At 67.0% G+C, this 25093-nt stretch carries 19 protein-coding genes; 11 read left to right on the top strand and 8 right to left on the bottom strand.

Annotated features, from left to right (window positions below; translation table 11 throughout):
- Positions 1–22 precede the first annotated feature (22 nt).
- The 3 genes from AVZ66_RS06695 to AVZ66_RS06685 all read left to right on the top strand — a co-directional run bounded on the left by AVZ66_RS06695 (position 23) and on the right by AVZ66_RS06685 (position 3018).
- Complete coding sequence (locus tag AVZ66_RS06695) at positions 23–1246, top strand: ABC transporter substrate-binding protein (protein ID WP_058983011.1); 1224 nt, start codon at positions 23–25, stop codon at positions 1244–1246.
- 141 nt (positions 1247–1387) lie between these two features.
- Positions 1388–1876 (top strand): Lrp/AsnC family transcriptional regulator, encoded by a 489-nt coding sequence (locus AVZ66_RS06690; RefSeq protein WP_058983008.1) that lies wholly within the window; start codon positions 1388–1390, stop codon positions 1874–1876.
- Positions 1873–3018, top strand: a complete 1146-nt coding sequence (locus tag AVZ66_RS06685) for a pyridoxal phosphate-dependent aminotransferase (RefSeq protein WP_058983007.1) — start codon at positions 1873–1875, stop codon at positions 3016–3018. The genes AVZ66_RS06690 and AVZ66_RS06685 overlap by 4 nt, the downstream gene beginning before the upstream one ends.
- A gap of 15 nt (positions 3019–3033) precedes the next feature.
- Here AVZ66_RS06685 and AVZ66_RS06680 read toward each other — a convergent pair whose 3' ends face one another.
- A complete protein-coding gene (locus AVZ66_RS06680) occupies positions 3034–4047 on the bottom strand; it encodes an NADP-dependent oxidoreductase (protein ID WP_058983005.1) in 1014 nt (337 codons plus the stop codon).
- A 239-nt stretch (positions 4048–4286) separates the two neighbouring features.
- Here AVZ66_RS06680 and AVZ66_RS06675 point away from each other — a divergent pair, with 239 nt between their 5' ends.
- The 5 genes from AVZ66_RS06675 (at position 4287) to AVZ66_RS06655 (ending at position 8952) form a co-directional block, all read left to right on the top strand.
- A complete protein-coding gene (locus AVZ66_RS06675) occupies positions 4287–5744 on the top strand; it encodes a hypothetical protein (RefSeq protein WP_157575625.1) in 1458 nt (485 codons plus the stop codon).
- Positions 5741–6403 (top strand): ABC transporter ATP-binding protein, encoded by a 663-nt coding sequence (locus AVZ66_RS06670; RefSeq protein ID WP_058984666.1) that lies wholly within the window; start codon positions 5741–5743, stop codon positions 6401–6403. The genes AVZ66_RS06675 and AVZ66_RS06670 overlap by 4 nt, the downstream gene beginning before the upstream one ends.
- A complete protein-coding gene (locus AVZ66_RS06665; RefSeq protein WP_231727085.1) occupies positions 6400–7536 on the top strand; it encodes an ABC transporter permease in 1137 nt (378 codons plus the stop codon). The genes AVZ66_RS06670 and AVZ66_RS06665 overlap by 4 nt, the downstream gene beginning before the upstream one ends.
- Positions 7537–7655: 119 nt before the next feature.
- The gene (locus tag AVZ66_RS06660) at positions 7656–8126 is read left to right on the top strand and encodes a peptidylprolyl isomerase (RefSeq protein ID WP_082678795.1); all 471 of its coding nucleotides are present in this window, start codon (positions 7656–7658) and stop codon (positions 8124–8126) included.
- A 136-nt stretch (positions 8127–8262) separates the two neighbouring features.
- Entirely contained in the window at positions 8263–8952 is a 690-nt protein-coding gene (locus AVZ66_RS06655; protein ID WP_058983001.1) for a hypothetical protein, read from the top strand.
- Between the two features lie 486 nt (positions 8953–9438).
- On the opposite strand, the gene AVZ66_RS06650 is transcribed toward AVZ66_RS06655, so the two are convergent.
- The 3 genes from AVZ66_RS06650 to AVZ66_RS06640 all read right to left on the bottom strand — a co-directional run bounded on the left by AVZ66_RS06650 (position 9439) and on the right by AVZ66_RS06640 (position 14387).
- Positions 9439–11391 (bottom strand): archaea-specific SMC-related protein, encoded by a 1953-nt coding sequence (locus tag AVZ66_RS06650; RefSeq protein ID WP_058983000.1) that lies wholly within the window; start codon positions 11389–11391, stop codon positions 9439–9441.
- Between the two features lie 26 nt (positions 11392–11417).
- The gene (rdfA, locus tag AVZ66_RS06645) at positions 11418–12038 is read right to left on the bottom strand and encodes a rod-determining factor RdfA (RefSeq protein WP_058982999.1); all 621 of its coding nucleotides are present in this window, start codon (positions 12036–12038) and stop codon (positions 11418–11420) included.
- A gap of 90 nt (positions 12039–12128) precedes the next feature.
- Positions 12129–14387: a glycoside hydrolase family 3 N-terminal domain-containing protein gene (locus AVZ66_RS06640; RefSeq protein WP_197407731.1), complete on the bottom strand. Its 2259-nt coding sequence runs from the start codon at positions 14385–14387 to the stop codon at positions 12129–12131.
- A gap of 592 nt (positions 14388–14979) precedes the next feature.
- On the opposite strand from AVZ66_RS06640, the gene AVZ66_RS06635 reads away from it, so the two are divergent.
- Positions 14980–17238, top strand: coding sequence for a beta-glucosidase (locus AVZ66_RS06635; RefSeq protein WP_058984662.1), 2259 nt, complete (start codon positions 14980–14982; stop codon positions 17236–17238).
- Positions 17239–17333: 95 nt separating this feature from the next.
- Here the strand turns inward: AVZ66_RS06635 and AVZ66_RS06630 are convergent, their stop codons facing one another.
- The gene (locus AVZ66_RS06630; RefSeq protein WP_058982998.1) at positions 17334–18218 is read right to left on the bottom strand and encodes a fumarylacetoacetate hydrolase family protein; all 885 of its coding nucleotides are present in this window, start codon (positions 18216–18218) and stop codon (positions 17334–17336) included.
- A 198-nt stretch (positions 18219–18416) separates the two neighbouring features.
- The gene (locus AVZ66_RS06625) at positions 18417–19655 is read right to left on the bottom strand and encodes a mandelate racemase/muconate lactonizing enzyme family protein (RefSeq protein ID WP_058982995.1); all 1239 of its coding nucleotides are present in this window, start codon (positions 19653–19655) and stop codon (positions 18417–18419) included.
- A gap of 123 nt (positions 19656–19778) precedes the next feature.
- Between AVZ66_RS06625 and AVZ66_RS06620 the strand changes: the two genes are divergently transcribed.
- Positions 19779–20684, top strand: coding sequence for a HEAT repeat domain-containing protein (locus tag AVZ66_RS06620; RefSeq protein ID WP_058982993.1), 906 nt, complete (start codon positions 19779–19781; stop codon positions 20682–20684).
- On the opposite strand, the gene AVZ66_RS06615 is transcribed toward AVZ66_RS06620, so the two are convergent.
- On the bottom strand, positions 20681–20920 hold the full coding sequence (locus AVZ66_RS06615; protein ID WP_082678794.1) for a hypothetical protein: 240 nt from the start codon (positions 20918–20920) through the stop codon (positions 20681–20683). The two genes, AVZ66_RS06620 and AVZ66_RS06615, sit on opposite strands and share 4 nt — an antisense overlap.
- Before the next feature lie 85 nt (positions 20921–21005).
- Entirely contained in the window at positions 21006–23075 is a 2070-nt protein-coding gene (locus AVZ66_RS06610) for an alpha-glucuronidase family glycosyl hydrolase (protein WP_058982991.1), read from the bottom strand.
- 197 nt (positions 23076–23272) lie between these two features.
- Between AVZ66_RS06610 and AVZ66_RS06605 the strand changes: the two genes are divergently transcribed.
- Positions 23273–25069 (top strand): ABC transporter substrate-binding protein, encoded by a 1797-nt coding sequence (locus AVZ66_RS06605; protein WP_082678793.1) that lies wholly within the window; start codon positions 23273–23275, stop codon positions 25067–25069.
- The last annotated feature ends 24 nt before the right edge of the window (positions 25070–25093 follow it).

Here is a 25093-nt window from a genome sequence, read left to right as displayed (position 1 = left end):
GTTTTTAGGTCGGCCTAAAAATATGGTCCGAGATGAACACACAGACAAGATTCCCACGCGCAGAGACTTCGTCAAGGGCGGCGGCGCACTCCTCGGCGGCGGCCTGCTCGCTGGCTGTCTCGGCGGGACCGACGGCGGAGCGGACCCGACCGACACTACCGCCTCGTCTGAAGTGCCGACTGAGACGTCGACGAACACGACCACGAGCGAGTCGTACACGGTCAGCATGGCACCGATGGGCGACGTCGAGTTCGAGAACGCGCCCGAGAGCATCTTCACGCGCCTCACGCACCTCGCGGGGATGGCGTTCGCGCTCGGCCGCGGCAACGACGTGAACGCGATGCACGCGCCCGACTACTACGACGCGCTCTGGAACCAGTTCACGCCCCGACTCGACGGCGTCTCGCTGGACTGGACGGGACTGTACTCCTCGTGGGAGCCGAGCAAAGAGAAACTGTACGAGTTGGACAGCGACGTCCACCTCGCAGACCCCGCGAGCGTGTTCGCACTCTCAGGCTGGAATATGGACGACATCGAGGAGATTCGCGACAACGTCTCCCCGTGGTTCGGGAACCAGTTCAGCGACTCGCACGGTGCGCCGCCCGAGGAGTGGGCCGACCAGTACGAGTACTACGGCCTCTGGGAGATGTTCGAGAAGGTCGCCGCAGTCTTCCAGGAGCAAGCCCGGTACGAGGCACTCGCCGAGGTTCGCGACGACCTCTTGAGTACCATCGACTCGGGGCTGCCACCCGGATCCGAACGTCCGGCCGCCGTGCTAATCGGTGCGAGCAGCCTGGACAGCATCTACGCCTACCCGCTCGACAACCCCGGGTTCCTGACCTCGCACATCACGCCACTGGAGCCGGTCAGCGCGTTCAGCGAGGACGTCGAATCGACCTCGACGGTCGGCATGGAAGCGCTCCGGGAGGCGAACCCGGACGTGATTTTCGCGCTCGGCGGGATGCATCCGTCGACCGACATCGAGGAGATTCGCGCCGGCTTCCGCGACGACCCGGTGGGCCAGCAGATCGACGCCGTCGAGAACGAGCGCATCTACGCGCAGGGCGCGCGCTATCAGGGCCCGATTCTGAATCTGTTCCAGCTGGAGATGACCGCTAAGCAGCTCTACCCCGACGCGTTCGGCGACTGGCCGACGTACACGGAGGGGCCGTATCCCGAGATTCCCGCCGACGAACGACTCTTCGACCGGCAGCGAGTCAGCAACGTCATCAACGGGGACTACTGACGGGCACGACTACGTTCGCGCGGCGTTCCGACTCGACGTCCGGGACGGCGTCGTTTCCTGCGAAGCTGGCCGGCGCTCCCGGCGTGTCAGTATCTGCCGTGGGTGAGAAATCCTTTTGTCGCGATACCGTGGAGTGTACGCATGAGCAGTCGCGAGAAAATCCTCCCGTTGTTGCGCGAGAACGCGCGCTACTCCACCGAAGACCTGGCTCGACAGACCGGCCTCGACGTCGAGGAGGTCGAAGCCACCATCCACGAGTTGGAGAGCGACGGCGTCGTGCACGGCTATCGCGCCATTGTCGACCGGAACCAGATCGAACCCGAGCGCGTGCGGGCGTCCGTGGAGTTGAACGTCACGCTCGACCGCGAGACCGGCTACGACGACATCGCCCAGCGCCTCGCGAAGTTCCCCGAAGTCGAGGGGCTGCGACTGGTCAGCGGCGACTACGACTTCGCGATGGACGTCGAGGGCGACTCGATGCGAGAGGTGTCGAACTTCATCAGCGAGCAGGTCGCGCCCGTCCCCGAGATCACGCAGACGGTCACCCACTACATCATGGAGACGTACAAGGAGGGTGGCGTGGAGTTCGAGGACGGCGACGACGACGACCGGCTCTCGGTCTCGCCATGAGTTTCGAGGAGTCCGAGCGCCTCGAAACCGTCCCGCCGAGCGGCATCCGGCGGTACTTCGAACTCGCCGAGGAGCAGGACGACATCATCTCGCTTGGCGTCGGCGAACCCGACTTCGCGCCGCCGTGGGCGGCCCGCGACGCGGCCATCGAGTCACTCGAACGCGGGAAGACGTCGTACACGCCCAACCGCGGGCTGCGGGAACTTCGCGAGGAAATCGTCGCGCACGTCCACGACCGCTACGACCTCGACTACGACGCCGACGAGGAGGTGCTCGTGACGGCGGGCGCCAGCGAGGCCGTCGACTTGGCGTTCCGCGCGTTCCACGACCCCGGCGATACCGTCGCGGTCGTGCAGCCGTCGTACCTCTCGTACGTGCCGGCGGCGCGACTCGCCGGCGCGGACGTCGTCGACGTGCAGACGCGCCGCGAGGACGAGTTCAAACTCACCCGGGAAGTCCTCGAAGCATCGGGCGCCGCGGAGGCGGACACGCTCGTGCTATGCTACCCGAACAATCCGACCGGCGCGACGATGACCCGGGAGGAACTGGAGCCGGTCGCGGAGTTCGTCCGCGAGCACGACCTGCGCGTGTTCGCCGACGAAATCTACGCGGCGCTGTCCTACGAGCACGACCACACCTCGATTGCGACGCTGCCGGGGATGCGCGAGCGTACCGTCGTCTTCAACGGCTTCTCGAAGGCGTACGCGATGACGGGGCTGCGGCTCGGGTACGCGCTCGCGCCGCCGGAAGCCATCGAGTCGATGAATCGAATCCACCAGTACACGATGCTCTCGGCGCCGACAACGGCCCAGCACGCCGCCATCGAGGCGCTGCGCAACTGCGAGGACGACGTCGCGGAGATGCGCGAGCAGTACGACCGCCGCCGGAACTTCGTGCTCTCGCGCTTCGAGGAGATGGGCATCGACTGCTTCCCGGCGTCGGGCGCGTTCTACGTGTTCCCCGAGTGCCCGTGGGACGACAGCGAGGCGTTCGCGGAAGCGCTCATCGAAGAACAGGGCGTCGCCGTCGTCCCCGGTGGCGTCTTCGGCAACGGCGGCGAGAGCCACCTCCGGGTCACCTACGCCACGGGATTGGACGACCTCAAGGAAGCGCTCGCGCGCATCGAACAGTTCATCGACTGACGCGGCCGTTTCGTCCTATTCCTCGGCGACGGCGACGACTTGCTTGCCGATGTTGTCGCCGGAGAACAGCCCGAGGAACGCGTCGGGCGCGTTTTCGAGGCCGTCGACGATAGTCTCGCGGTGGGCGAGTTCGCCGGTGGCGACCCACTCGCCGAGTTGCTCGCTGGCTTCGCCGAACCGCGTCGCGTAGTCGCCGACGAGCAGGCCCTGGACTTTCGCGCGCGCCGCGATGAGCTGCGGGAGCTTCCGCGGGCCGGTCGGCACGCCCTCGTCGTTGTAGTGGGCAATCTGCCCGCAGACCGCGACGCGGGCGTCGAGGTTCAGTTTCGTGAACACGGCGTCCGTAATCGGGCCGCCGACGTTGTCGAAGTAGACGTCCACGCCGTCGGGGGCGGCCTCGTCGAGGGCACCGCGGTAGTCCTCGACGTCCTTGTAGTTGATCGCGGCGTCGAACCCGAGGTCGTCCGTGAGCCAGTCAACCTTCTCGTCGCTGCCGGCGAACCCGACGACCCGACAGCCGTTGAACTTCGCAATTTGGCCGACAACGGAGCCGACCGCGCCCGCCGCGCCGGAGACGACGACCGTGTCGCCGGGCTTGGGTTCGCCGACGTCGAGCAGCCCGAAGTACGCCGTCCGCCCGGGCATCCCGAGCACGCCGAGGTACGCGGGCAGGTCGGCGACCGAGGGGTCGACGGGCGCGACTTCGTCGGCGTCGAGGACGGTGTAGTCCGCCCACGTTCCGTTCCCGGTCACGAGGTCGCCGGCGTCGTAGGTGTCGCTCTCGCTCTCGACGACTTCGCCGACCACGGCGCCCGCCATCGCGTCGCCGACGTCCCACGGTTCGGCGTACGACTCGGCGTCGCGCATCCGGCCCCGCATGTAGGGGTCGACGGAGAGATACTGCACGCGGACGAGCAGTTCGCCGTGCTTCGGACTCGGCACGTCGCCCTCGCGGAGTTCGAAGCTGTCCATGTCCGGTTCCCCCTCGGGGCGTTCGGCGAACACCCACTCGCGGTTGGAGTCTCGCATACCACCCCTTACATTTTGGAACCCGAGGTCAGTTGTGCTTCCAGCAGCCTCTTCCGCCGCTCGGGCGGAACCGCCGAAAGGGTTCGACAAACTACTAATCATAAGTTCCCGGGCGCCGTCTACGGGGACGTGATACCGCGAGGACAGACCGGCGAGACTGTGCCGACCGACGACGGGCGTGCCGAGCGGCGCTTTCGGGGGGAAGCGGGCGTTCGTCTGACCGCTGCGGGGGAACAGCCGTGAGGCGGTCCGTCGCACTGGCAGTTGCCTGCGTGCTGGTCGTCGCGCCCGTGAGCGGCGTCGTCACCGTCGGGAGCGCCGCCACGACGGACGTCGCCGTTCAGTCCGTGGACTTGTCCGTCGACCAGCCCGCGCCGGGCGAGCCGTTCACGCTGACCACGACCATCGCGAACCTCGAGAGCAGTTCGGGTTCCGTTGATGTCACCGACGTGTACGTGCGCAAGTCCGGTACGACGACGGAGTACGGTCGCATCGAGAACGTCGGCGCGATAGCCGCCGGACAGACGCTAGACGTACCACTGACCCTGAGCATCGGGAGTACGGGCGGGAAGCGACTCACGATCCACGCGGTCGTACGGGACGCCGACGGCGACACGAAGCGCGTCAACTACCCGTTGTACGTCGATGTCGAGGAGCCGGACGAGGCAGTGGTGTCGTTCGCGACGCCGGACCTCGTAGCGGGACAGGAGAGTCGCGTGAACGTCTCCGTCTCGAACGGCGACGACGCGACGCTGTCGAACGTTCGACTCGACGTGGCCGGCGACGCGACGGTCGACAACCCCGAGCGCGTGAGCGCGGCCATCGCGTCCGGGGCGCAGGTCACCCACCAGTACCACGTCACGTTCCCGGAAGCCGGCCAGCGCGCGCTCGACGCGACGCTGACGTACAAGACGAGCGAGGGCGTCACCCGGACCACGAACCGCAACGTGACTGTCGACGTGGCCGAGAGCAACATCGACGCCGCGTTGACGGTGACGCCGACGGCGGCGAACGGGTCGTCTGCCATCGAGGCGTCGCTGACCGAGTACGGGAACGTCGAACTCCGCGACGTCGAGGTGCGCGCGCTCAGCGGCGGCGACGTCGTCGCTCGCGCGCTCGCCGCGGACGTGCCGGCGGAGGGGACGCGAACGGCCACGCTCGACGGGTCCAGCATCCCGGCGGGCGACGTGACGATTCGGGCGGCGTACACCGCCGCCGGCGAGCGCCGCAGCGTCGAGCGGACGCTCCAGTATTCGCCCCGGGAAACCGCGGAAATCGCGCTCACGGGCGTCGACTTCACGCGAGACGGTGCAGCAGTCGGCATCAGCGGTGACACCGCGAACCTCGGCAGCGCGGACGCCGGCTCGCTGTTGGTGTCCGTCGGCGAGCGTGACGGCGTTTCGCCGGTGCCGCCGAACGCCGAGTACTTCGTCGGATCCGTCGAGTCGAGCGAGTTCGCGACCTTCGAGGTGACCGCGAGCGTCGACGAAGCCGTCGACCGCGTCCCGCTCACCATCAGTTACTCCGTGAACGGCGAGCGCCACTCGCGGGTCGCGACCGTCGACCTCGGCCAGCGCTCCGCTCCCGGCGAGGGCGGCTCCGGCGGATCGGGGTCCGGTGGCATCCCGTGGCTCGGCGTCGGCGCGCTCCTCGCGGTAGTCGTGGGCGGCGTGGCCGTGTACCGATGGCGCAGATGAGCGTCGTCGAACTCGAAGACGTCGTGAAGCGCTACGACAGCGGCGGTGAGACCGTCGAAGCGCTGAAGGGTGTCAGCATCCACGTCGACCGCGGCGAGATGGTCACGGTCATCGGCCCGTCGGGGTCGGGCAAGTCCACGATGATGAACCTCATCGGGCTGCTGGACACGCCCACCGAGGGGACGGTCCGCATCGAGGGCGAGGACGTCACCGACTACACCAGCGACCAACTCACCGAGAAGCGCCGGTCGAGCATCGGCTTCGTGTTTCAGGCCTTCCACCTGCTGCCGATGCTCACCGCCGTCGAGAACGTCGAACTCCCCTCGATGTGGGACACTTCGGTGGACCGCCACGACCGCGCAATCGACTTGCTCGAACGCGTCGGCCTCGGGGACCGCCTCGAACACACCCCCGACCAGCTCTCCGGCGGGCAGCGCCAGCGGGTCGCCATCGCGCGGGCGCTCATCAACGAACCGGACCTCCTCATCGCCGACGAACCCACGGGGAACCTCGACCAGGACACCGGCGGGAAGATTCTCGACGAACTCACCCGGTTGAAGGAGGTCGAGAACATCGCCATCGTCTCGGTCACCCACGACGAGCAACTGGAGGCGTACGCCGACCGCGTCGTCCGCCTCGTGGACGGAGTGATACAGTGAGCCCGCCGGACATCCTCCGCCAGTACCCGAGCGCGCTGATGGCGTGGCGGAACCTCGGCCGCAACCGCGTCCGCACGGCGCTGGCCGCGCTCGGCATCGTCATCGGCGTCGTCGCCATCGCGTCGCTGGGGATGGCCGGCGCCGCCCTCCAGTATCAGGCGACCGAGAACCTCGGCGGGCTCGCGGACGAAGTCACGGTCACCGCCGGCGAAGACAACCCGGACGGCCTGACCGAGACGCACGTCCGGAAGATTCGGCAGGTGTCCACGGACGCCACCGTCATCCCCATCAAGGGCGACCGGACGACAGTCGCGGCGAACGGCGAGGAGGTGGTCGCGGGCGTCACCGGGGTGACGCAGGCGAGCGCCCTCTACGACGCCGGCGAGGGTGAGGTGCCGTCCCGCCTCGAATCCGGCGCGGTCGTCAGCAGCAACCTCGCCAGCGAACTCGGCCTCGACGTCGGCGACCCCGTCGAGTACGGCGGGCAACTGTACCGGATTCGCGGCGTCATCCAGTCCTCGGGCGGCTTCGGCGGCGGGAGCAACACGCTCGTGCTGCCGGTGTCCGCGCTCGCGGACCAGCCCACGTACAGTCGCGTCACCCTGATTACCGACGGCGGCGACGCCGCCCGAGAGCTAGCGGCGGCCGTCGACGCCCGCCTCAACGAGCGCGAACAGGTCGTCAGCGCCACGACGTCCGCGGCCGCGCTCGAACAGATAAACTCCTTCTTGAACACGCTGAACCTCGCGCTGCTGGGCATCGGCTCCATCTCGCTGGTCGTCGCCAGCGTCGCGATTCTGAACGTCATGCTGATGAGCACCATCGAGCGCCGCGGCGAAATCGGCGTCCTGCGTGCGGTCGGCATCCGCCGCAGCGAGGTGCTGCGCATGCTCCTCACGGAGGCGGGCTTCCTCGGATTGGTCGGCGGCCTCTCGGGAGCGGTCGTCTCGATGGGCGTCGGCTTCGTCATCTTCGAGGCGTTGGTCGGGGACCCGATGGCCGCGCTCGCGTGGAGTAGCTCCCGGTATCTCGTCTACGGCGTCGGCTTCGCGCTCGTGGCGAGCCTCCTCAGCGGCCTCTACCCGGCGTGGAAGGCGGCCAACGAGCGGCCGGTCGAGTCCCTCCGCGGATAGTGACTTGGGCCGGCCACAGGTCGTCTCGGACAACCGATAGCGCCGGTCGCTCGCCGGCGACCTCGGGCGCTCCGTTCCTCGATGCGAGGGGTTTTCCGGCCGTCGCTGCTACTTCGCGTATGACAATCGCTACCGGCGATTCTGTGACACTGGAGTACACCGGCCGAACGGACGACGGCACCGTCTTCGACACGTCGCGTGAAGCCGTCGCCGAGGACGCTGGGCTGACCGACCCCGAGGGCGAGCGCGAGTACGCGCCCCTGACAATCGACGTCGGCGCACAACAGGTCATCGAGGGCATGGAGGAGGGCCTGCTCGGTCTGGAGCAGGGCGAGTCGACGACCATCGAAGTCCCGCCGGAGAAGGGGTACGGCGAGTGGAGCGAGGAGGAAGTCCAGTCCTTCGAGACGGCGGAACTGAGCGAGATGCTCGGCGGGCAGACGCCCGACGTCGGCGAGTATCTGGAAGCCCAGAACGGGCAGGTCGGCGAAGTCGTCCACGCCGGCGACGAGGAGATTCGCGTGGACTTCAACCACGAACTTGCGGGCGAGAAACTGGCGTTCGACGTCGAAATCGTCGACGTCAACTGAACCGCGACACACCCGCAGTCGGCTATCTACTGGGTCGCGTCCGACCGCTCGTCACGTGACGATCCGGCGCGGCCTCGTTTTTCCCGAAGAGTCATACCGGATTGCCGCCATCTTCCGGCACGATGTTCGGAAACGCATGAACGCCGTCGCAACCGCGGCCCTCGCCGTGCTGCTGGCGGCCATCGCGTTCGTCCTCGCGCTCGCTGTTCGCCGCGGGAACGCCGCAGCAGCAGTCAACGCTGGGGCCTCGCTGGTCGTCGGCGCCGTCGCCGTCGCTGCCGCGACCGGGTTCGCGTTCGGCCAGCGCGGGTTCGTCGCGCCGGAACTCGCGTTCTGGACGGCGGTCGCTGGCCTCCTCCACGCTATCGGGATGCTCGGCCCCTACGAGTCGGTCTGGTGGTGGGACCACCTGACGCACGCGCTCTCCGCGGCACTGTTCACCGCGCTCGTGTACGCCGGCCTGCTGGTCGCTGTCGGCGACGCCGCGTCCACCAGCGTCGTCGCCGTTGCCGCCGTCGGTTTCACGGTCGCTGCCGGCGTCTGCTGGGAACTCGGCGAGCTCGTCGCGCGCGCCGTCGGCGAGCGCTACGACGTCGAACCCGTCCTCGTGTACTACGGCTGGAAAGACACCGCGTACGATCTCGTGTTCGACGTCGTGGGCGCGCTCCTCGTCGTGGTGTTCGACGTTCGCGTGTTCGTCGACCTCGCAGCCACCGCGCCCGGCGTCACGCGACAGATACTCGTGTGGGTCGGCGTCGCCATCGTCGCGGGGTCCGTGTCGATGGCGCTGGCGTTGGTCGCGTGGCCCGACGAACAGTTTACGTGACGCAGACGAACCAAATTCAAAAACACTATAATTTTCCGAGTGATCTGGTTCCATCAGTCGATTAGCTATTCGAGTCTCCGGACCTCGACGACGGCTTCTCGACCGTGGGATTTCTGGAAACGTATCGAAGAAAACGCTTGTATAGGTTCGTTAGCGCGTTATTTCGACTGTTAACGAAAATAGCCGTATTGTGTCGTTCTAGAAGCCCCAAATAACTTAGTTGCGCGGGGACGAACCAACGACAGAGACGTAGAGTTCGATACACGCTGAAGTTAGGCGCTCTCTACCCAAACCACATCTTCGGGTCGCGGTCACGAGCGACTACCGATGCGTCGAGTGGTATCGAAACCAAAACACCACATAACAGAACAGACTAAAACGACAACGTATCAGTTCTATTTAACACTGGATATTCGAGCGTTCGTTCCCGTTTCGAGCGAGAACGACGAATCGAATCCGCCGCAAATACGGATGGTGCCGGGGCGCTCAGTCGATTTGCTCGACGTAGGTGTAGTCCTCGGAGAGCGCTTGGGCGTCCTCGGGGAGGAGGGCGACGGTGAGGTGGTCGGCGTAGTCGCTGAAGTAGTCCACGACGCGCGCGATGCGGTCGGAGTCGATGGCTTCCAGGGAGTCCAGCACCATGAACGGGACGTCCTCGTACACCTCGTGGACGAGGTAGCCAGCCAGCGCGAACACCAGTCCGGTCACTTCGCGCTCGCTCTCCGAGAGGTGGTCGATGGTGTCCCGGTAGGACGCGCCGTCGTCGGTGGCGCGGATGACGTGGAGGTCGAACGTCGTCTGCTCGACCTTCCGGCGGCCCTCGCGGACCTCGCGCTCGCGGCGCTCCACCCAGATGCGTTCGATGTTGTCGTACTCCAGCACCGCGAGCACGGATTCCATGTGGTCGTTGAACTCCTCGACGGCCTCGCTCTCGATGCGGTCGACTTTCGTCCGCAGGTCGGTGAGTTCGTCCTCGATGTCCTCGCGCCGAGCGACCAGTTCGTCGCGCTCGCCGAGCGTCTCCTCGCACTCCGCAATTTCGGCCTCGACGTCTTCGAGGTCGCTCTCCGTGCGCTCGATGCGCAACTCGATTCCGTTGGACTCGCGGTGGAGGTCCAGCACCTCGTCGTAGTCGCCGTCCGTGCCCGCGTCCTCGGTCTCCGCTTCGAGGCGCTCGACTTCCTCGCGTTGTTCCTCCAGGGAGTCTTCGAGGGACTCGATGCGTCGCTCGGTGGACTCGATTTCGTTCTCGACCTCCGAGAGGCGTCGCTCGGTGCGTTCGCGCTCGCGCTGGGACTGTTGAATCTCCGAGCGCGTCGCCGAGAGGTCGTCGATTTCGGCGTCGATGTCGCTTCGCTCGTCGAGTTTCTCCGCGCGCAGCTCCCGGAGGTGGTCGACGGTCCCCTCGATGTGGTCCCGTTCGACCTCCGAGCCACACGTCCAGCAGACGACGTTCTCCGTGTCGCCCAGCAGCTGTTGGGTGGGGTCGCTGTCGCCGTCCGCGTCGTCACCGAGCTCGTCGAGGTCCAGGCCTTCGCCGTCGAGCATCTCCTCGTTGAAACTGATGACGCTGCCGAGTTGGCTGATGGTGTCGTCGAGCGCGCGCTTGCGCTCGCGGAGTTCGTCGATGCGGCCGGCGAGGCGGTCGGGGTTCTCGTCGTGCTCGTCGACGTCTTCGAGGTCGGCTTCGAGTTCGTCGCGTTCGTTTTGGAGGTCTTCGAGGGTCTGTCGCTCCGTCTCGAGTTCGAACTCGACGTCTTCGAGGTCGGATTGGGCCTCCCGAAGCGTCTCGAAGGCGTCCTCGATGGCTTCCTTCTGCGAACGGCTCTGTTCGAGGCTGACATCCTTCTCCTCGATCTCCGCTTCGACCTCCGCGAGTTCCTCGCGGGCGTCCTCGAGATCGGATTCGAGGCGCTGCTTCTCGGCCTCCAACTCCGGCAGTTCGTTCTCGATGCGCTCTAACTCCTGAATCTCGTCGTCGAGGTCGCGCTTCTCGTTCTCGAGGTCCCGAATCTCGGCTTCGATTTCGTCGGTGTCGACGGGGTCCATGATGATTTCGCGGAGGTCGTCGCCCCGAGCGACTGCGCGCCGGACTTCCGTGTTCTCCAGGAGGAACGCGAACTGGTCGGCGACAGTGGGGTCGTCGAGGTACGGGTCGCCGCCGTAGACAACGGTGTCGCCGCTGCGAGTGAGCGTCCGAGTGTACGTCTCGTCGCCGACGTGGAGTTCGACTTCGCCCTCTTCGGTGTCGCCTTTCAGCGTCGCGCGTTCGCTGCCGAGGCCCGCCATAATCGCCTGCAGGAACGACGTTCGGTTGGTGGCGTTCCGGCCGGTGAGCACGGTCACTCCGGGCGGCAGCGAAACCTCCGCCTCGTCGATGCCGCCGACGTTGCGAGCGTGAACACGCACGTCACGTTCGACTGACTGATTTGATGCCATTACGACACTCAAACCCCGCCGGAGGCTTAAGTGTTGTCACGTTCCGGGGCGTCGCAGTCACAGCCGCCCTGCCGGAGTAGCTCTCCGGCCGCGTAGCCCGTGCCGCAGTCCCCGCAGATGACGCGCACGTCGACGATGACGTCGTAGTCGTGGTCGCTGAGGTCGCCGCTGCCCGTCAGACTCTCGATGGTGGATTCCGTGACCGCCGTCGTCCGGCCCTGCAGACGCTCGATAACGTCGGCCTTCTGGTCGGGGTCGCCGGACTGGTCGGGGAGTTCGGCTTCGCGGTACTCGGTGAGGTACGTGTGGACCGCTTGGTGCGTGACGAAGTCCGACTGGACGTCGTCGACGTCAACACCCATGGCTTCGAGTTCGCGCTGTTTGCGCATGCGGTCGGCGCTGGAGACGTCGTCCCCCGTGAGCGTCTGGTAGGCGCTCTGTACGTCCGTCTCGGGGACTGCGCCGTCCGAACGCCGGATGGCCTCGTCCAGTACCGCGCGGTTGAACTCGTCGGCGAGGTCCCGCAGGCTCGTCCGCTCGCCGTGTTCGCCCGTCCACGCGACTTCCAGTTGCTCCCCCATGCCGCCGATATCGTACGCCTCGATGACGCGTGCGACCTTGCTGTTGGGCCGTGACGACTCTGTCATACTTCCGTGTATTCGCTCGGGGATTACAAAGCTACTGGTGTAATCCCAAATCGCTGGCGCCCGGGCTACGGCCCCCGCCGCGAACGGGCCTCACTCGGCGTCCGGAACGGTGACGCTGACAGCCTCGTCGCCGACCTCGATACGGTACTCCTCGGGTTCGGTGACGTGGCCCTCGCGGGGCTTGTAGAACCCGAGGCGGTCGACGGGGACCTCGATTTCGACGGTCGTTCGCTCGCCGGCAGCGAGCGTCACGCGGTCGAACCCGACGAGTTCGCGCACCGGACGGACGCGCGAAGCGTGGCGCTGGCGCGCGTACACCTGCACGGTCTCGGTCCCCTCGCGGTCGCCGACGTTCGCCACAGGTACTGTCACCTGCACCGCGCCAGCGGCCGCGCCGCCGTCCACTGTCTCGTCCCCGCGCTCGAACGCCGCCGACACGTTTCCGTACTCGAAGTCGGTGTAGCTGAGGCCGTGCCCGAACTCGAACAGCGGGTCGTAGGAGTCGGGGTGTTCGTCGTCGCCGATGGGCGTCGGGTGGGCGAGATAGTCGTGGTGTTGTGGCAGGTCGCCTTCCGAGCGCGGCACGGTTATCGGGAGTCGGCCGCTCGGGTCGTTCTCGCCGAACAGCGTCTCTGCGACAGCCGTTCCGCCCTCTGTTCCCGGGAAGTACGCCAGCAAGAGCGCGGGGAGGCTGTCGGCCATCCAGTCGACGGCCAGTGGCCGGCCGGTCACCAACACCCCGACGACGGGCGTCCCGGTCTCGTGAACCCGACGCACGAGTTCCTCCTGGGCGTCCGCCAGCCCGAGGTCGCTGCGGGTCGGCCACTCGCCCGTCTCCGAGCCGGCGTTCTCGCTCGGCCCGAACTCGTGGAGGTACCAGCCCTCGCCCACCGCCAGCACCGCGACGTCCGCCTCCACAGCGCGCTCGACCGCGGCGTCGATGTCCTCCGTCTCGTTGAGCGTCGTCCCCTGCGCGTACGACACGTCGCCGCTCGTCGCGTCCTCGACGCCCTCGCGAATCGTCGCGCCCGGAAGTCCGTCGTCGCTGCTGACGCTCCACCCGCCGAGTTGGTGAACCATGTTGTCGGCGTTCGGCCCGCCGACGAACACGTCCTCGTCGCCCGACAGCGGCAGCACGCCGTCGTTCTGCAGGAGCGTCATGCTGTCGCGGGCCGCGTCCAGTGCCTGCTCGCGGTGCGCCGGCGCACCGAGCGTCTCGGCCGCCGTCTCGGCGTCCACCGCCTCGCTCGGCGACTCCTCGAACAGCCCCAGTTCGAACTTCAGGCGGAGCACGCGGCGGACGCTCTCGTCGAGCGTGGCCTCGTCGAGGTCGCCGGCCTCTACGAGTTCGACGACGCGTTCGGCGTGCGGGACGTGACCGACAGACGCCACGTCGACGCCCGCCTCCCGAGCCTGTCGCACGCCGTCGGCGTGGTCGCGGGCGGTGTGGTGGTCCTCGTGGAGGTGGCGAATCCCGTTCCAGTCGGAGACCACGTGTCCCTCGAACCCGAGGTCCTCCCGCAGCAGGCCGCCCAGCAGCGCCTCGGAGCCGTGTGACGGCTCGCCGTTGATGGAGTTGTACGACGGCATGACGGAGTCCACGCCGGCGTCGAGCGCGCGCTCCAGCGGCGGGAGGAACGTGTTCCGGAGCTTGTACTCGGAGATGTCGACGGGCGAGGCGTCCTCACCGCGCTCGGGTTCGCTGTACGCGGGGAAATGCTTCGCCGTTGCGACCACGCCGTCGGGGTCGTCGAGGCCGTCGCCCCGATAGCCGCGCACCTTCGCAGCCGCGAGTTCCGCGACGAGGTGCGGGCTCTCCCCGAACGTCTCGAAGACGCGGCCCCAGCGCGGTTCGCGGCCGACGTCGACTGTCGGCCCGTAGTTCTGGTGCGCACCGGTCGCGCGTACTTCTTTGGCGGTGACTGCCGCGGCGTCCTCGACGCCCTCGGGGTCCCACGTCGCCGCCGCCCCGAGTCCGTTCGGGAAGACGGTTGCGCCGGAGACGTACGCGTTGCCGTGGACGGCGTCGACGCTGAACAGCAGCGGGATGCCGAGTCGCGTCTCCGTTCGTGCGTGCGTCTGCAGTTCCTCGACGGCCGCGGCGACGTCTTCGGGGTCGGTCGCCAGCGCGCCGCCCCAGCCGAACGGCGCCGCGAACCCGAGGTGGTGGTCGTCGATGGCGCGCTTCACGTCGTCGAGGTCGTGGCCGTCGCGCAGGTAGCCCGCCCACGTGCCCGCCGCCTGTCCCGCTTTCTCGGCGACGGTCATCCGGTCGAGGAGGTCGTCTACGCGTCTCTCGGTCGGCGCGTCGGCGCGCTCGTACGTCGGCACGTCGGCGTCGGTGTCCATACACGTACCTGTCACCGGCCCTATTTAATAATTGCTGAGATGGCGATAGAGGGCCTGAAACCCACCATCTCGATAATCACGTTCTGTGATGGCGAATCGTGTTCGGCGGTTCGTCGCCCGAACACGACGGAGTAGTCGCGGCCGCTCGAAGCGGAGGCGGAGCGCTGACAGAACCGTGATAGTCCGTCGCTGGCGCTCTCGCGTCCCGACACGGATTTCGTGGCTCGCCGGCGCAGCAGAAACTCTCGTATCTCGACGAAACCGGGAGTTCGAGTCGGCCCACGACGCCCGAATCTCGTTCTGTATAACAGAACTAGATCGTGGGTGGAATCTGATGGAAACCGCGCCGAAACGCACCGATAGGCCGTTAGCAGCGACTATTTTGGGTTTTCACCGAACATCTGATTTTCCCCGGTTCGAATATTGTTCTGTCATTCAGAACTATTCGCCGCGCTCGTCTGGTGCGTCACGGGTTCGCACATCCGAATTATTAATACCGGGGACGACGACGGCCACGTTGATGCGAACTGGTCCAGACGCCGGTGTCGCCGAGACGCCGACCGACCGACGCGTAGACGACCTCCTCGAGGAGATGACCGTCGAGGAGAAGGCAGCGCAACTCGGCTCCGTGAACGCCGAGCAACTCCTGAACGAGGACGGCACGCTCGACGAGGCGGCCGTCGACGACCACCTCTCGAACGGCATCGGCCACCTCACCCGCATCGGCGGCGAGGGAAGCCTCTCGCCCCGAGAAGCAGCCGAGCGCACGAACGAACTCCAAGAGTACCTCCGCGAGGAGACGCGACTCGGTGTCCCCGCAATCCCCCACGAGGAGTGCCTGAGCGGCTACATGGGCCCGGAAGCCACGACGTTCCCGCAGATGATTGGGATGGCGAGCACGTGGTCGCCGGACCTGCTGGAGACGGTCACGGACACCATCCGCGACCAACTGGAAGCTATCGGCACCGTCCACGCGCTCTCGCCGGTGCTGGACATCGCCCGCGACCTCCGCTGGGGGCGCGTCGAGGAGACGTTCGGCGAGGACCCGTACCTAGTCGCCGCGATGGCTTGTGGCTACGTGGACGGCCTACAGGGCGACGGTGACGGCATCACGGCGACGCTCAAACACTTCGCCGGCCACGGCGCCGGCGAGGGCGGGAAGAACCGTAGCTCCGTCAATATCGGGCGCCGGGAACTCCGTGAGACGCACCTGTTCCCGTTCGAAGCGGCTATCCGGACGGCCGACGCGGAGTCCGTGATGAACGCCTACCACGACATCGACGGCGTCCCGTGCGCCAGCGACGAGTGGCTGCTGACGGACGTGCTGCGCGGCGAGTGGGGCTTCGACGGCACCGTCGTCTCGGACTACTACAGCGTCGAGTTCCTCCGCAGCGAGCACGGCGTCGCCGCCGACGAGCGCGAAGCCGGTGTCGCCGCCGTCGAGGCCGGTATCGACGTTGAACTCCCGTACACGGACTGCTACGGCAGCCACCTCGCGGACGCCGTCGAAGCCGGGGAGCTCTCGGAGGCGACCCTCGACCGCGCGGTCCGCCGCGTGCTCCGCGCGAAAGCCGAGAAGGGCGTCCTCGACGACCCGACTGTGGACGCCGACGCGGCCGACGAGCCGTTCGGCACCGAGGAGGCGCGCGACCTCACGACGCGCGCCGCCCGCGAGTCGATGACGCTGCTGAAGAACGAGGACGACCTGCTCCCGCTGGTCGGCGAAGACACCGACACCGTGGCGGTCCTCGGGCCGAAGGCCGACGACGCCCAAGAGCTCATGGGCGACTACGCGTACCCCGCTCACTACCCCGAGGAGGAGGTCGAACTCGACGCGACGACTCCCCTCGACGCCGTGCAGGCGCGCGCTGACGAGTACGGCTTCGACGTCCACTACGAGCAGGGCTGTACGACGACCGGCCCCGACACGGACGACTTCGACGCGGCCGCCGACGCGGCCGAGGACGCGGACGTGGCGCTCGCGTTCGTCGGCGCCCGCTCGGCCGTCGACTTCTCGGACTCCGACCGCGAGCGCGTCAACATGCCCAGCGTCGCCACCAGCGGCGAGGGCTGTGACGTCGTCGACCTGAGTCTCCCCGGCGTCCAGCGCGCCCTCGTCGAGCGCGTCGAGGAGACCGGCACGCCCGTCGTGACGGTCGTCGTCAGCGGCAAACCCCACTCCATCGAGTCCATCGCGGAGTCGGTGCCCGCCGTCCTGCAGGCGTGGCTCCCCGGCGAGCGCGGCGGCGAAGGCGTCGCCGAGGTGCTGTTCGGCGAGCACAACCCCGGCGGCCACCTCCCCGTGTCGATTCCGCGGTCGGTCGGCCAGCTCCCGGTCCACTACAGCCGGAAGCCCAACACCGCCAACGAGGAGTACGTCTACACGGAGAGCGACCCGCTGTTCCCGTTCGGCCACGGCCTCAGCTACACCGACTTCGAGTACGGTGACCTATCGCTGTCCACGGACGAACTTCCGGCCGCGGGCACGATTACGGCCGAGGCCACCGTCGAGAACACGGGTGACACCGCGGGCCACGACGTCGTGCAGTTGTACGCCAGCGCCCAGAACCCCGACCAAGCCCGGCCGGTTCAGGAACTCGTCGGGTTCGAGCGCGTCTCTCTCGACGCGGGCGAAGCCAAGCGCGTCACGTTCGAAATCGACGCCTCCCAGTTGGCGTACCACGACCGCGACATGAACCTCGCCGTCGAGGAAGGTCCCTACGAGTTCCGCGTCGGCCACTCCGCCGCGGACGTCGTCTCGACGGCGGCCTTCGAGGTAACCGACACGAAGGAAGTCCCTGAAGGCGGACGGACGTACTTCACGGAGACGGACGTCGGAAACGCAGAATAGGAGCGTCCAGTCGTCTTCGCTGGCGCCACAGGCAGCGCCGAAATCTTCTGTTGGCCGTCTTTCCGCCGGTCACACTGCACTGCCGCTCGCCGCGCTCAGACGACAACCGTGTCGTTGACGAGTTCGCCGATGTGGTCGATGTCGATAGTCACTTCGTCACCCTCGTCGAGCGAGAACGTGTCCGGGGGGACGAGTGCGGTGCCCGTGAGCAACACCACCGTTTCCGGGAGGTCGTTGTGCCGGCGGAGGTACTTCACGAGCGTCTCGCAGGTCGTCGCCATCTCCGCGGTCGTCGTCTCGTCCTCGAAGACCACTTCGCCGTCGCGCTCGATTGTCAGCGACATGCCGAGGTCGTGGGGGTCTTCGACGACGCCGCCGGTCGCGACGCAGGGGCCGAGCGAACAACACTTGTCGTACACCTTCGCTTGCGGGAGGTACAGGGGGTTCTCGCCCTCGATGTCGCGGCTGGACACGTCGTTGCCGACGGTGTAGCCGACGACCTCCTCGTGGTGCAGGACGACGCCGAGTTCGGGTTCGGGGACGTTCCACTCGGAGTCGCCGCGCACGCCGATGGCGTCGTTCGGCCCGACGGTCCGGGATGGTGTCGCCTTCAGGAACAGCTCCGGACGGTCGCTGTCGTAGACGTCGATGTAGACCTCCGGCTTCCCGCTCTCGGCTTTCCGGGCCTCCTCGCTGATGCTGTACGTGACGCCCGCCGCCCACACTTCGTCGGGGACGACCGGGAGGAGCGCGTCGCGCTCCGCGCGGTCAAGTTCGCAGCGTTCGGCGTCCTGAATCCGGTCGCGGGCGATGGCGTCGACGGTTCGGTCGCTGGCGTTCGCCGCGCGGGCTAGCTCGGTGAACGACCCGAGGTCGTCAGACGCCGTCGTCAGGTCGTAGGCGTCGTCTTCCCCGTCGACGACGACGAGGGACTCGGAGTCCGTTCCCCGCTCTCTACTAGGGAGTCGGTAATACCGCATACTCGTTGATACACCGATGTAGTTAAAAGAGTATCGCCGCCCTGCGGACAAACCCACTCATAATACTCGGTTGTGCGGCGAAGCGTCGGAGAAGTAGCGCGTGGCGACGCCCGGCACGCGGGCCGGGAGACGCGAGCCAAAGGGTTAGTGTCGGGCGAGTGGGGCGTTACGCCCCGGAATTGACCGAGCTCTGTTGCACTACGCCTCGTCGAACAGGGTCTCGCCTTCGACCATGTGCTCCTCGATGGCGTCGAAGTTGAGGGTCAGACCGAGGCCGGGTTCCTCGGGAATCTCCATGCGGCCCTCCTCGATGAGGCCGTCCTGCTCGACCAGGTCCTCCCACCAGCCGAGTTCGTAGGAGTGGTACTCCAGCGCCAGCGAGTTCGGGATGGCGGCGCCGACGTGCGCGCTCGCCATCGTCCCGATGGGCGAGGAGACGTTGTGCATCGCCACGGGGATGTAGTACATGTCCGCGAGGTCCGCGATTTTGCGGGTCTCGCGCATCCCGCCGACGCGGGGCAGGTCGGGCGCGACGATGTCGACGGCCTGGGGCTCCAGCAGCGTCCGCTGGCCGTGCTTCCGGTAGACGTTCTCGCCGACCGCGATGGGCGTCGTCGTGGACTTCGTGACTTCCTCCTGTACTTCGTGGTTCTCTGGGGGAACGGGGTCTTCGAGCCACCACACGTCGTACTCTTCGAGTTCGCTTGCGAGGCGCTTCGCCGACCCACCAGTGAACGACCAGTGGCAGTCGAAGGCCACGTCGGCCTTGTCGCCGACGCGCTCGGTGGTCGCCTCCACGATGTCGACCTTGTGGTCGATTTCGGGGTTGCGGAGGTGGCGGTTCGCGCGGTCCTTCTCGTGGCCGGAGGGCACGTCGAGGTCGAACTTGATGGCGTCGTAGCCGAGGTTCTCGACGACGCGCTCGGCCTCGTCGGCACAGGCCTGCGGGTCCGCCTCGTTCTCCGTGTGGAGGTCACAGTAGACCCGGACCTCGTCGCGGTACTTCCCGCCGACGAGCTGGTAGGCGGGGACGTCGAGGAGCTTCCCGGCGGCGTCGTGGAGCGCGATTTCGATGCCGGAGATGGCGGAGATGACTTTCCCGGAGATGGAGCCCTCGCCGCTCATCTTCTGGACGAGGTGCTCGTAGAGCCGGTCGATGTCGAGGGGGTTCTCCCCGACGAGGAACGGCTTCATCCGCTCGATGATGGCGGTGTCGCCGCCGCCCCAGTAGGATTCACCGGTGCCGACGACGCCCGCGTCCGTGTAGACGCGGACGAGAATCCACGGGTAGTTGCCGTCGACCATCGTCGTCTGTACGTCCGTAATCTCCGCGTCGCGGACGCCGCCGCGCTCGTTGGAGATGCCCATCGTCTCTGCGGAGAGGTCCCGCATGGTGTACTCCGCGTTCGGGTCGCGGAGCTTCGCGTAATCGACCATTTGCGTCCGTATATTCCACAACCTGATAGTAAAACTTTGGATGTGCCACTCGCTGGCACTCGTCCCGCACACGCCGTCCCCCCGACCCCCACGTATTTACCCCGCGACGCACATCCTTCGGCTATGGCCACGAACTCCTCAGACCCCCTAGCCGGGACTGACCCGACCTCGGTCTCGGCCGACGACGTTGACGTCGCGGAGGTGCGAGCGGCGCTCGCGTCCACGAACCCGCTCGTCCGTCAGCGCGGCGTCGACGCCTGCGAATCGCTCGCCGAAGACGACGTCGACGCCGTGCGTCCGCTGCTCGACGACATCGCGTCGCTGCCCGACGACGACAACGCCGCAATCGGGCTGACCGCAATCTCGACGCTGAAGGCCGTCGCGGCCGCGGACCCCGACGCTCTCGACGGCCGCCTCGACGCGCTCGTCGCCGCGACCGGCAGCGACATCGTCGACGTCCAGTTGACCGCGGCGATGGTCCTCGGAAACCTCGTCGTCGAACGCACAGGCCTCGTCGCAGGGTACGCACCGACCATCGCCGACAACGTCCGTGCGACCGAACCCAGCGACGAATCGGCAGACGTCAGCGAGTTCGTCGAACACCCCGGGACTCGGGAGACGATTGCCGAACACGAACGCGAGGAGCGCGAGCGGCGCGTCTCCGCCCGGCAGACGCTCGCCAACGTCGTCGTCGCCGTCACCGAGGAGACACCGGAATCGGCGCTCGACGCGGTCGACGCGCTCGCGGCGCTGCTGGACGACGAAAACCCGAGTGTCACTGGACCCGCCATCGACGCGCTCGGAGAGCTAGCCGCCGAGAACCCCGCGGCCGTCGCGCCCGTCAGCGACCGACTGCGTGACTGCCTCGACCACGACAACCCGTCTGTGCGTGCGCGAGCAGTCGGTGCTATCGGGCGCCTCGGGGACGTGAGCGCCGTCCCGAAACTGCGGACGCTCGCAGACACCGACGAGAACGAGGACGTTCGAGACCTCGCAGCGGAGACCGCTGCGTTCCTCACTGACGCCTAAGCCGACTCGCTCATTGACCGCTTCGTGCAGTACCAGTACGTCCCCGTGAAGAAGACGATGCCGCCGACGACGAGCACGGCGTCGATGACGAGGATGGGCCACGCGTCGTCGCCGGGAGAGACGAACAGCACGGAGAACCCGAGGAGCAACCCACACGCGATGAGCACGGCGAGTGCGACCTTCATCTGGCCGCGGTGCGCGCAGACGAGATCGAGTAGCGTCGATGTCTTCGACATGCTGACAGCGTCGCGGACGAGCGCCAAAAAGCCAGCGGTGAGCCGAGTCACGGCGGCGTTGGCCGCGCTGTGCGGGGTGTCTGGGTCACTCGGAGGGGACGCGGCCCCGTTCGTCGGGGATGCCCGAGTGGTCGTAGAAATACTCGGTGAGCACGTCGCGCCACTGCTCGGCCTGCGCGACCTGCTCGTCGAAGCGCTCGGCGACGTGCCGGAAGCGCCGGTCGTCTACTCGGCCTTCGAGGTCCCGCCACAGCGCGCGCAGGCGCCGGGCTTCTTCGACGCCCGCGAAGCAGTTGTCGTAGAGGCGCTGGACGACGGTCGTGCCGTCGTCGAGTTCGTGGTCCCACGGCAGGTGGTGGAAGAACAGGAGGTACTTCTCGGGGCAGTCATCGACCGACTCAAACCGCTCCGCGACCGGGTCGCGGTACTGGCTGGCGTACCCGCTTCCGGTCTCGGTGCGGTCGACGCCGACGCCGTCCTCGGTGATACCGTGGTAGCCCGGCCACTCCTCGGGCGACGGGTAGTAGTGGTTTTCGAGGTACTCCTCGCCGTTGTGCATCATGTGCAGCAGGCCGAGTCCGCCGGTCTCGTAGTCGATGCAGGCCGCCCACGAGTCGTGCAGGATTTCGAGGACGGTGTCTACGACATCGTCGTCGGCGCCGAACGTCTGTCGCGCCCACTCGCGCGTCACTTCCTCCGTGTCGGCGTCGGGGTTCCACGCTGCGCGCCCGAACGCGTACAGGTTCGCCTGCGCGAGATAGTGCCCCGTCCAGTTGTAGTCCTCGCCGACGTTCCCGACGCCGACCACGCCCTCGCCGCTCCCGCCGAACAACTCGCTCACGGGCGTCCCGGGGCCGTCGGCGTGCGTGTCGAAGTCGAAGACCTCCGTCCACAGCGGGAGGTGGTAGGTCGCGTGGACGCCCTGTCCGGTGTACTCTTGGGTGATCTGGAGTTCGAGACCGAGGTCCGTCTCGGGCATCGCACCGAACAGCGTCGACGCCGGCTCTCGGGGCTGGAAGTCGATGGGGCCGTTTTTCACCTGCACGGTGACGTTGTCCGCGAACTCGCCGTCCAGCGGCTCGAAGGTGTCGTACGCCTGCACGGCGCGGTCCTCGTGGCTGCCGTAGACGAACGCCCGCCACCAGACGCGCCCGCCGTGGGGTTCCAGCGCTTGCGCAATCGCGTTCGCGCCGTCGACGTGGTTGCGGTCGTAGTCGTAGGGACCGGGCTGGCCTTCGGAGTCGGCTTTGACGAGGAACCCGCCGAAGTCCGGAATCAGGTCGTACACTTCGTCGGCCTTCCGGCGCCACCACTCCCGGACATCCTCGTCAAGGGGGTCGGCGGTGTCGAGGTCACCGACGAGCATCGGCGCGGCGAAATTCACGGAGAGGTACGTCTGAATCCCGTACCGGCGGAACGTCGACGCCAGTCCCGTGAGCGATTCGAGGCGCCGGGATTCGAGGAGCTGCCACCCCTCGAAGGCGTCGAAGGCCTCGTTCGCGCTCTCCCGGGGCGGCTTCGTCGTGTTGACGTTGTTGAGGACGATGCCGTTGACGCCGACGGACGCCAGCAGGCGCGCGTAGTCCTCGTAGCGCTCGCGGAGGTCCGGCAGGCGCTCGAAGTCGAAGATGGACTCGCCGCCGTACCCGCGCTCGACGGAGCGGTGGAACGGCGTGTCCCACTGGTTCAGCAGGCGGTGTTCGTGGGCTGGCTCCTCGCGGACGTCGAGGTCGTCGATTGGCTCGTGCGCGCTCAGCAGTCGGAGGAGGTGGAAGGTGCCGTAGACGAGTCCGCGGTCGGTCGGCGCGGTGACGACGAGACAGTCCGCGTCGTTGTACGTCACCGAGCGGAGCAGGTACCCGCCGTCCGCGAGCGTTTCGATGTCCTCGGCGGGGACGGTGTCGGCAATCATCGCCATGTCGTCGGGCGTGCCGACCGCGAGGAAGCCGTCGGCGGTCTCGGGCGGGTGCTGCCAGAGGTGGGGGTCGCGCCCGAGCAGGGAGGGGAGTGCGCGACGGAGTTCGTCCCGGACCGCGCTGCACTCGGGGGATTCCTCGGCGACGTACGCGTGGCTGCACCGGCGTCGATACGCGGCCCTTCGGTCGTCGTCGGCCACGCGTTCGTATCGGAGCCAGCAGTCGTCGTACTCGTTCATCGTCTCGCTCGGAGGGTCGGGGCCGGTCGGTAAAATGGTAGTGGTCGCGCCACCGCGGTCGCGGCGTGGTTCGGCGGTAGGCACATGTGTCTGTACCACGCGGGTTCTGCAAGCGCGGTCGTTCCGGGTAGATGGTGAGAACGGCGGCGGTATTCTCCCCAATATTTATGACCTATTACGGTAATTGATGCTACGCTATGTCAGCCGACGATGGAAGCGACAGATACGACCACACCGTCAGCCGTCGAAAAATACTGTCAGTCGCGGGGGCGTCCGGCTTAGCCGCCCTCGCGGGATGCAGTAGTGGCGGCGACAGTGGGAGTTCGGACCCGACCGACTCCGGCAACTCGGACGGCTCCGGAACGACCGAGAGCGGTGACACGGTGTACGACGCGACGTACACCAACGCGTACACCGGCAACCCGAACGACCTGCACTTCAACACGTCCGCGATTCAGAACTACCGGTGGCCGGCGGGCCGCTCGGTGTTCGCGCCGTTCCTGAAGTACTCGTTCACCAGCAACGAGTTCGTCCTCGGGGCGCTCAGCGACCTCACGATAGACGACCAGGAGGTGACGCTGACGTTCCGCGAGGACCTGAAGTGGGACAACGGCGACGACTGGACGACCGAGGACCTCGACGTCCAACTGCAGCTAGCGAAGAAGACCGGCAGTTCGCTGTGGGGGTACCTCGACAGCTACGAAATCGTCGACGACCGGACCGCGCGGCTCGTGCTCTCCGGGCCGACGAACCCGCGCATCATCAAGTTCGAGCTCACGAACTTCCTCGTGGACACGAAGGCCGAGACCCACGAGCAGTGGCTCGACAAGGACGCCTCCGAGTTCCTCCGGTGGGCGTGGGAGGACCCGGTCGCCAGCGGTCCGTGGTCGTTCGTCAGCAAGGGTCGACAGGCCTTCGAGTTCGAACGCAACCCCGAGTTCTACAACGCGGACAACATCAACTTCGAGAAGTTCCTCATCGAGAGCTACGGTGGGAACACCGCCCAACAGCAGGCGCTCATCTCGGGGTCGGAGGTCGACGGCGCGCCGAGCCTGTTCTGTCCCCCCGAGATTGTCGACCAGTTCCCGGACAACGTCGAGCAGGTGAACATCCCCGCGAAGTGGGGGTACGGCATCGTGTTCAACCACGACGACCAGCACTTCAGCAAGCGGCCGGTCCGGCAGGCGGTCGCCCACGTCATCAACCGGGAGCAAATCGTCCAGAACGCGGGCCCGCGCTCGAAGTTCGTGACCGACACGCCGTGTGGGATCGCCCCGCGCGACCAGGAGTACTGGCTGGACGACATGAAAAGCGACTTCGAGACGTACGGCGCCGGCGACAGTCAGACCGAGGAAGCCACCCAGCTCCTCCAAGACGCCGGCTACAGCAAACAGGGCAGCAACTGGAAGGACGAGAACGGCAACACCATCGGCGGGGACTACTTCTCGCCGGCGGGCTGGACCGACTGGACGACGATGACGCAGACGGTCGTCAGCCAGCTCAACCAGTTCGGGTTCGACTTCTCCATCAGCACGAAGCCGACCAACGACTGGTTCAACCAGTACTCGAACAGCAACTTCTCGATGGGGAGTCTCTACTGGCTGCCCGGTGGGTCCCGGTCGTCGTTCCCGTACTTCCCGCTGTACTACCAGCTCTGGGAGTCGGAGATCGGCGGCGGTCACAACTACCGCGACCCCGCGCAGACCGAGCAGACGATTCCCGGCCCGGACGGCGGGGAGATGACGATTACGCCGCTGGACGAAGTCGAGCAGATCGCCCGACAGTCCACCGACGAGGACGCCCGAGAGTACGTTCAGCGGGCCGCCTGGCACAACCACATCGAGCTTCCGTTCCTCGGGCTCGTCTCTAAGTACGAGCAGTCGTGGACGACCAGCGACGACTGGACGGTCGCCGGCGACGACAACCCCAACCGCAAGGTGAAGTGGCCGCAGTTCTGGTGGCCCCACGAGGGCGACCTCCAGTACAAAGGTTGAAGCGCCGGCGGTTCACTGTCCATC

This window comes from Halobacterium sp. CBA1132, assembly GCF_001485535.1.
Lineage (GTDB): Archaea > Halobacteriota > Halobacteria > Halobacteriales > Halobacteriaceae > Halobacterium.
This window is presented reverse-complemented; position numbering and strand designations above follow the sequence as displayed.

Coding starts and splice junctions, on each gene's coding strand:
- AVZ66_RS06635 (WP_058984662.1), top strand. CDS start 14,980: ATGACCGTCGAGGAGAAGGCAGCGCAACTCGGCTCCGTGAACGCCGAG.
- AVZ66_RS06615 (WP_082678794.1), bottom strand. CDS start 20,920: ATGTCGAAGACATCGACGCTACTCGATCTCGTCTGCGCGCACCGCGGC.
- AVZ66_RS06625 (WP_058982995.1), bottom strand. CDS start 19,655: ATGGTCGATTACGCGAAGCTCCGCGACCCGAACGCGGAGTACACCATG.
- AVZ66_RS06605 (WP_082678793.1), top strand. CDS start 23,273: ATGTCAGCCGACGATGGAAGCGACAGATACGACCACACCGTCAGCCGT.
- AVZ66_RS06690 (WP_058983008.1), top strand. CDS start 1,388: ATGAGCAGTCGCGAGAAAATCCTCCCGTTGTTGCGCGAGAACGCGCGC.
- AVZ66_RS06640 (WP_197407731.1), bottom strand. CDS start 14,387: ATGGACACCGACGCCGACGTGCCGACGTACGAGCGCGCCGACGCGCCG.
- AVZ66_RS06680 (WP_058983005.1), bottom strand. CDS start 4,047: ATGCGAGACTCCAACCGCGAGTGGGTGTTCGCCGAACGCCCCGAGGGG.
- AVZ66_RS06670 (WP_058984666.1), top strand. CDS start 5,741: ATGAGCGTCGTCGAACTCGAAGACGTCGTGAAGCGCTACGACAGCGGC.
- AVZ66_RS06685 (WP_058983007.1), top strand. CDS start 1,873: ATGAGTTTCGAGGAGTCCGAGCGCCTCGAAACCGTCCCGCCGAGCGGC.
- AVZ66_RS06630 (WP_058982998.1), bottom strand. CDS start 18,218: ATGCGGTATTACCGACTCCCTAGTAGAGAGCGGGGAACGGACTCCGAG.
- AVZ66_RS06660 (WP_082678795.1), top strand. CDS start 7,656: ATGACAATCGCTACCGGCGATTCTGTGACACTGGAGTACACCGGCCGA.
- AVZ66_RS06655 (WP_058983001.1), top strand. CDS start 8,263: ATGAACGCCGTCGCAACCGCGGCCCTCGCCGTGCTGCTGGCGGCCATC.
- AVZ66_RS06610 (WP_058982991.1), bottom strand. CDS start 23,075: ATGAACGAGTACGACGACTGCTGGCTCCGATACGAACGCGTGGCCGAC.
- rdfA (WP_058982999.1), bottom strand. CDS start 12,038: ATGACAGAGTCGTCACGGCCCAACAGCAAGGTCGCACGCGTCATCGAG.
- AVZ66_RS06650 (WP_058983000.1), bottom strand. CDS start 11,391: ATGGCATCAAATCAGTCAGTCGAACGTGACGTGCGTGTTCACGCTCGC.
- AVZ66_RS06695 (WP_058983011.1), top strand. CDS start 23: ATGGTCCGAGATGAACACACAGACAAGATTCCCACGCGCAGAGACTTC.
- AVZ66_RS06620 (WP_058982993.1), top strand. CDS start 19,779: ATGGCCACGAACTCCTCAGACCCCCTAGCCGGGACTGACCCGACCTCG.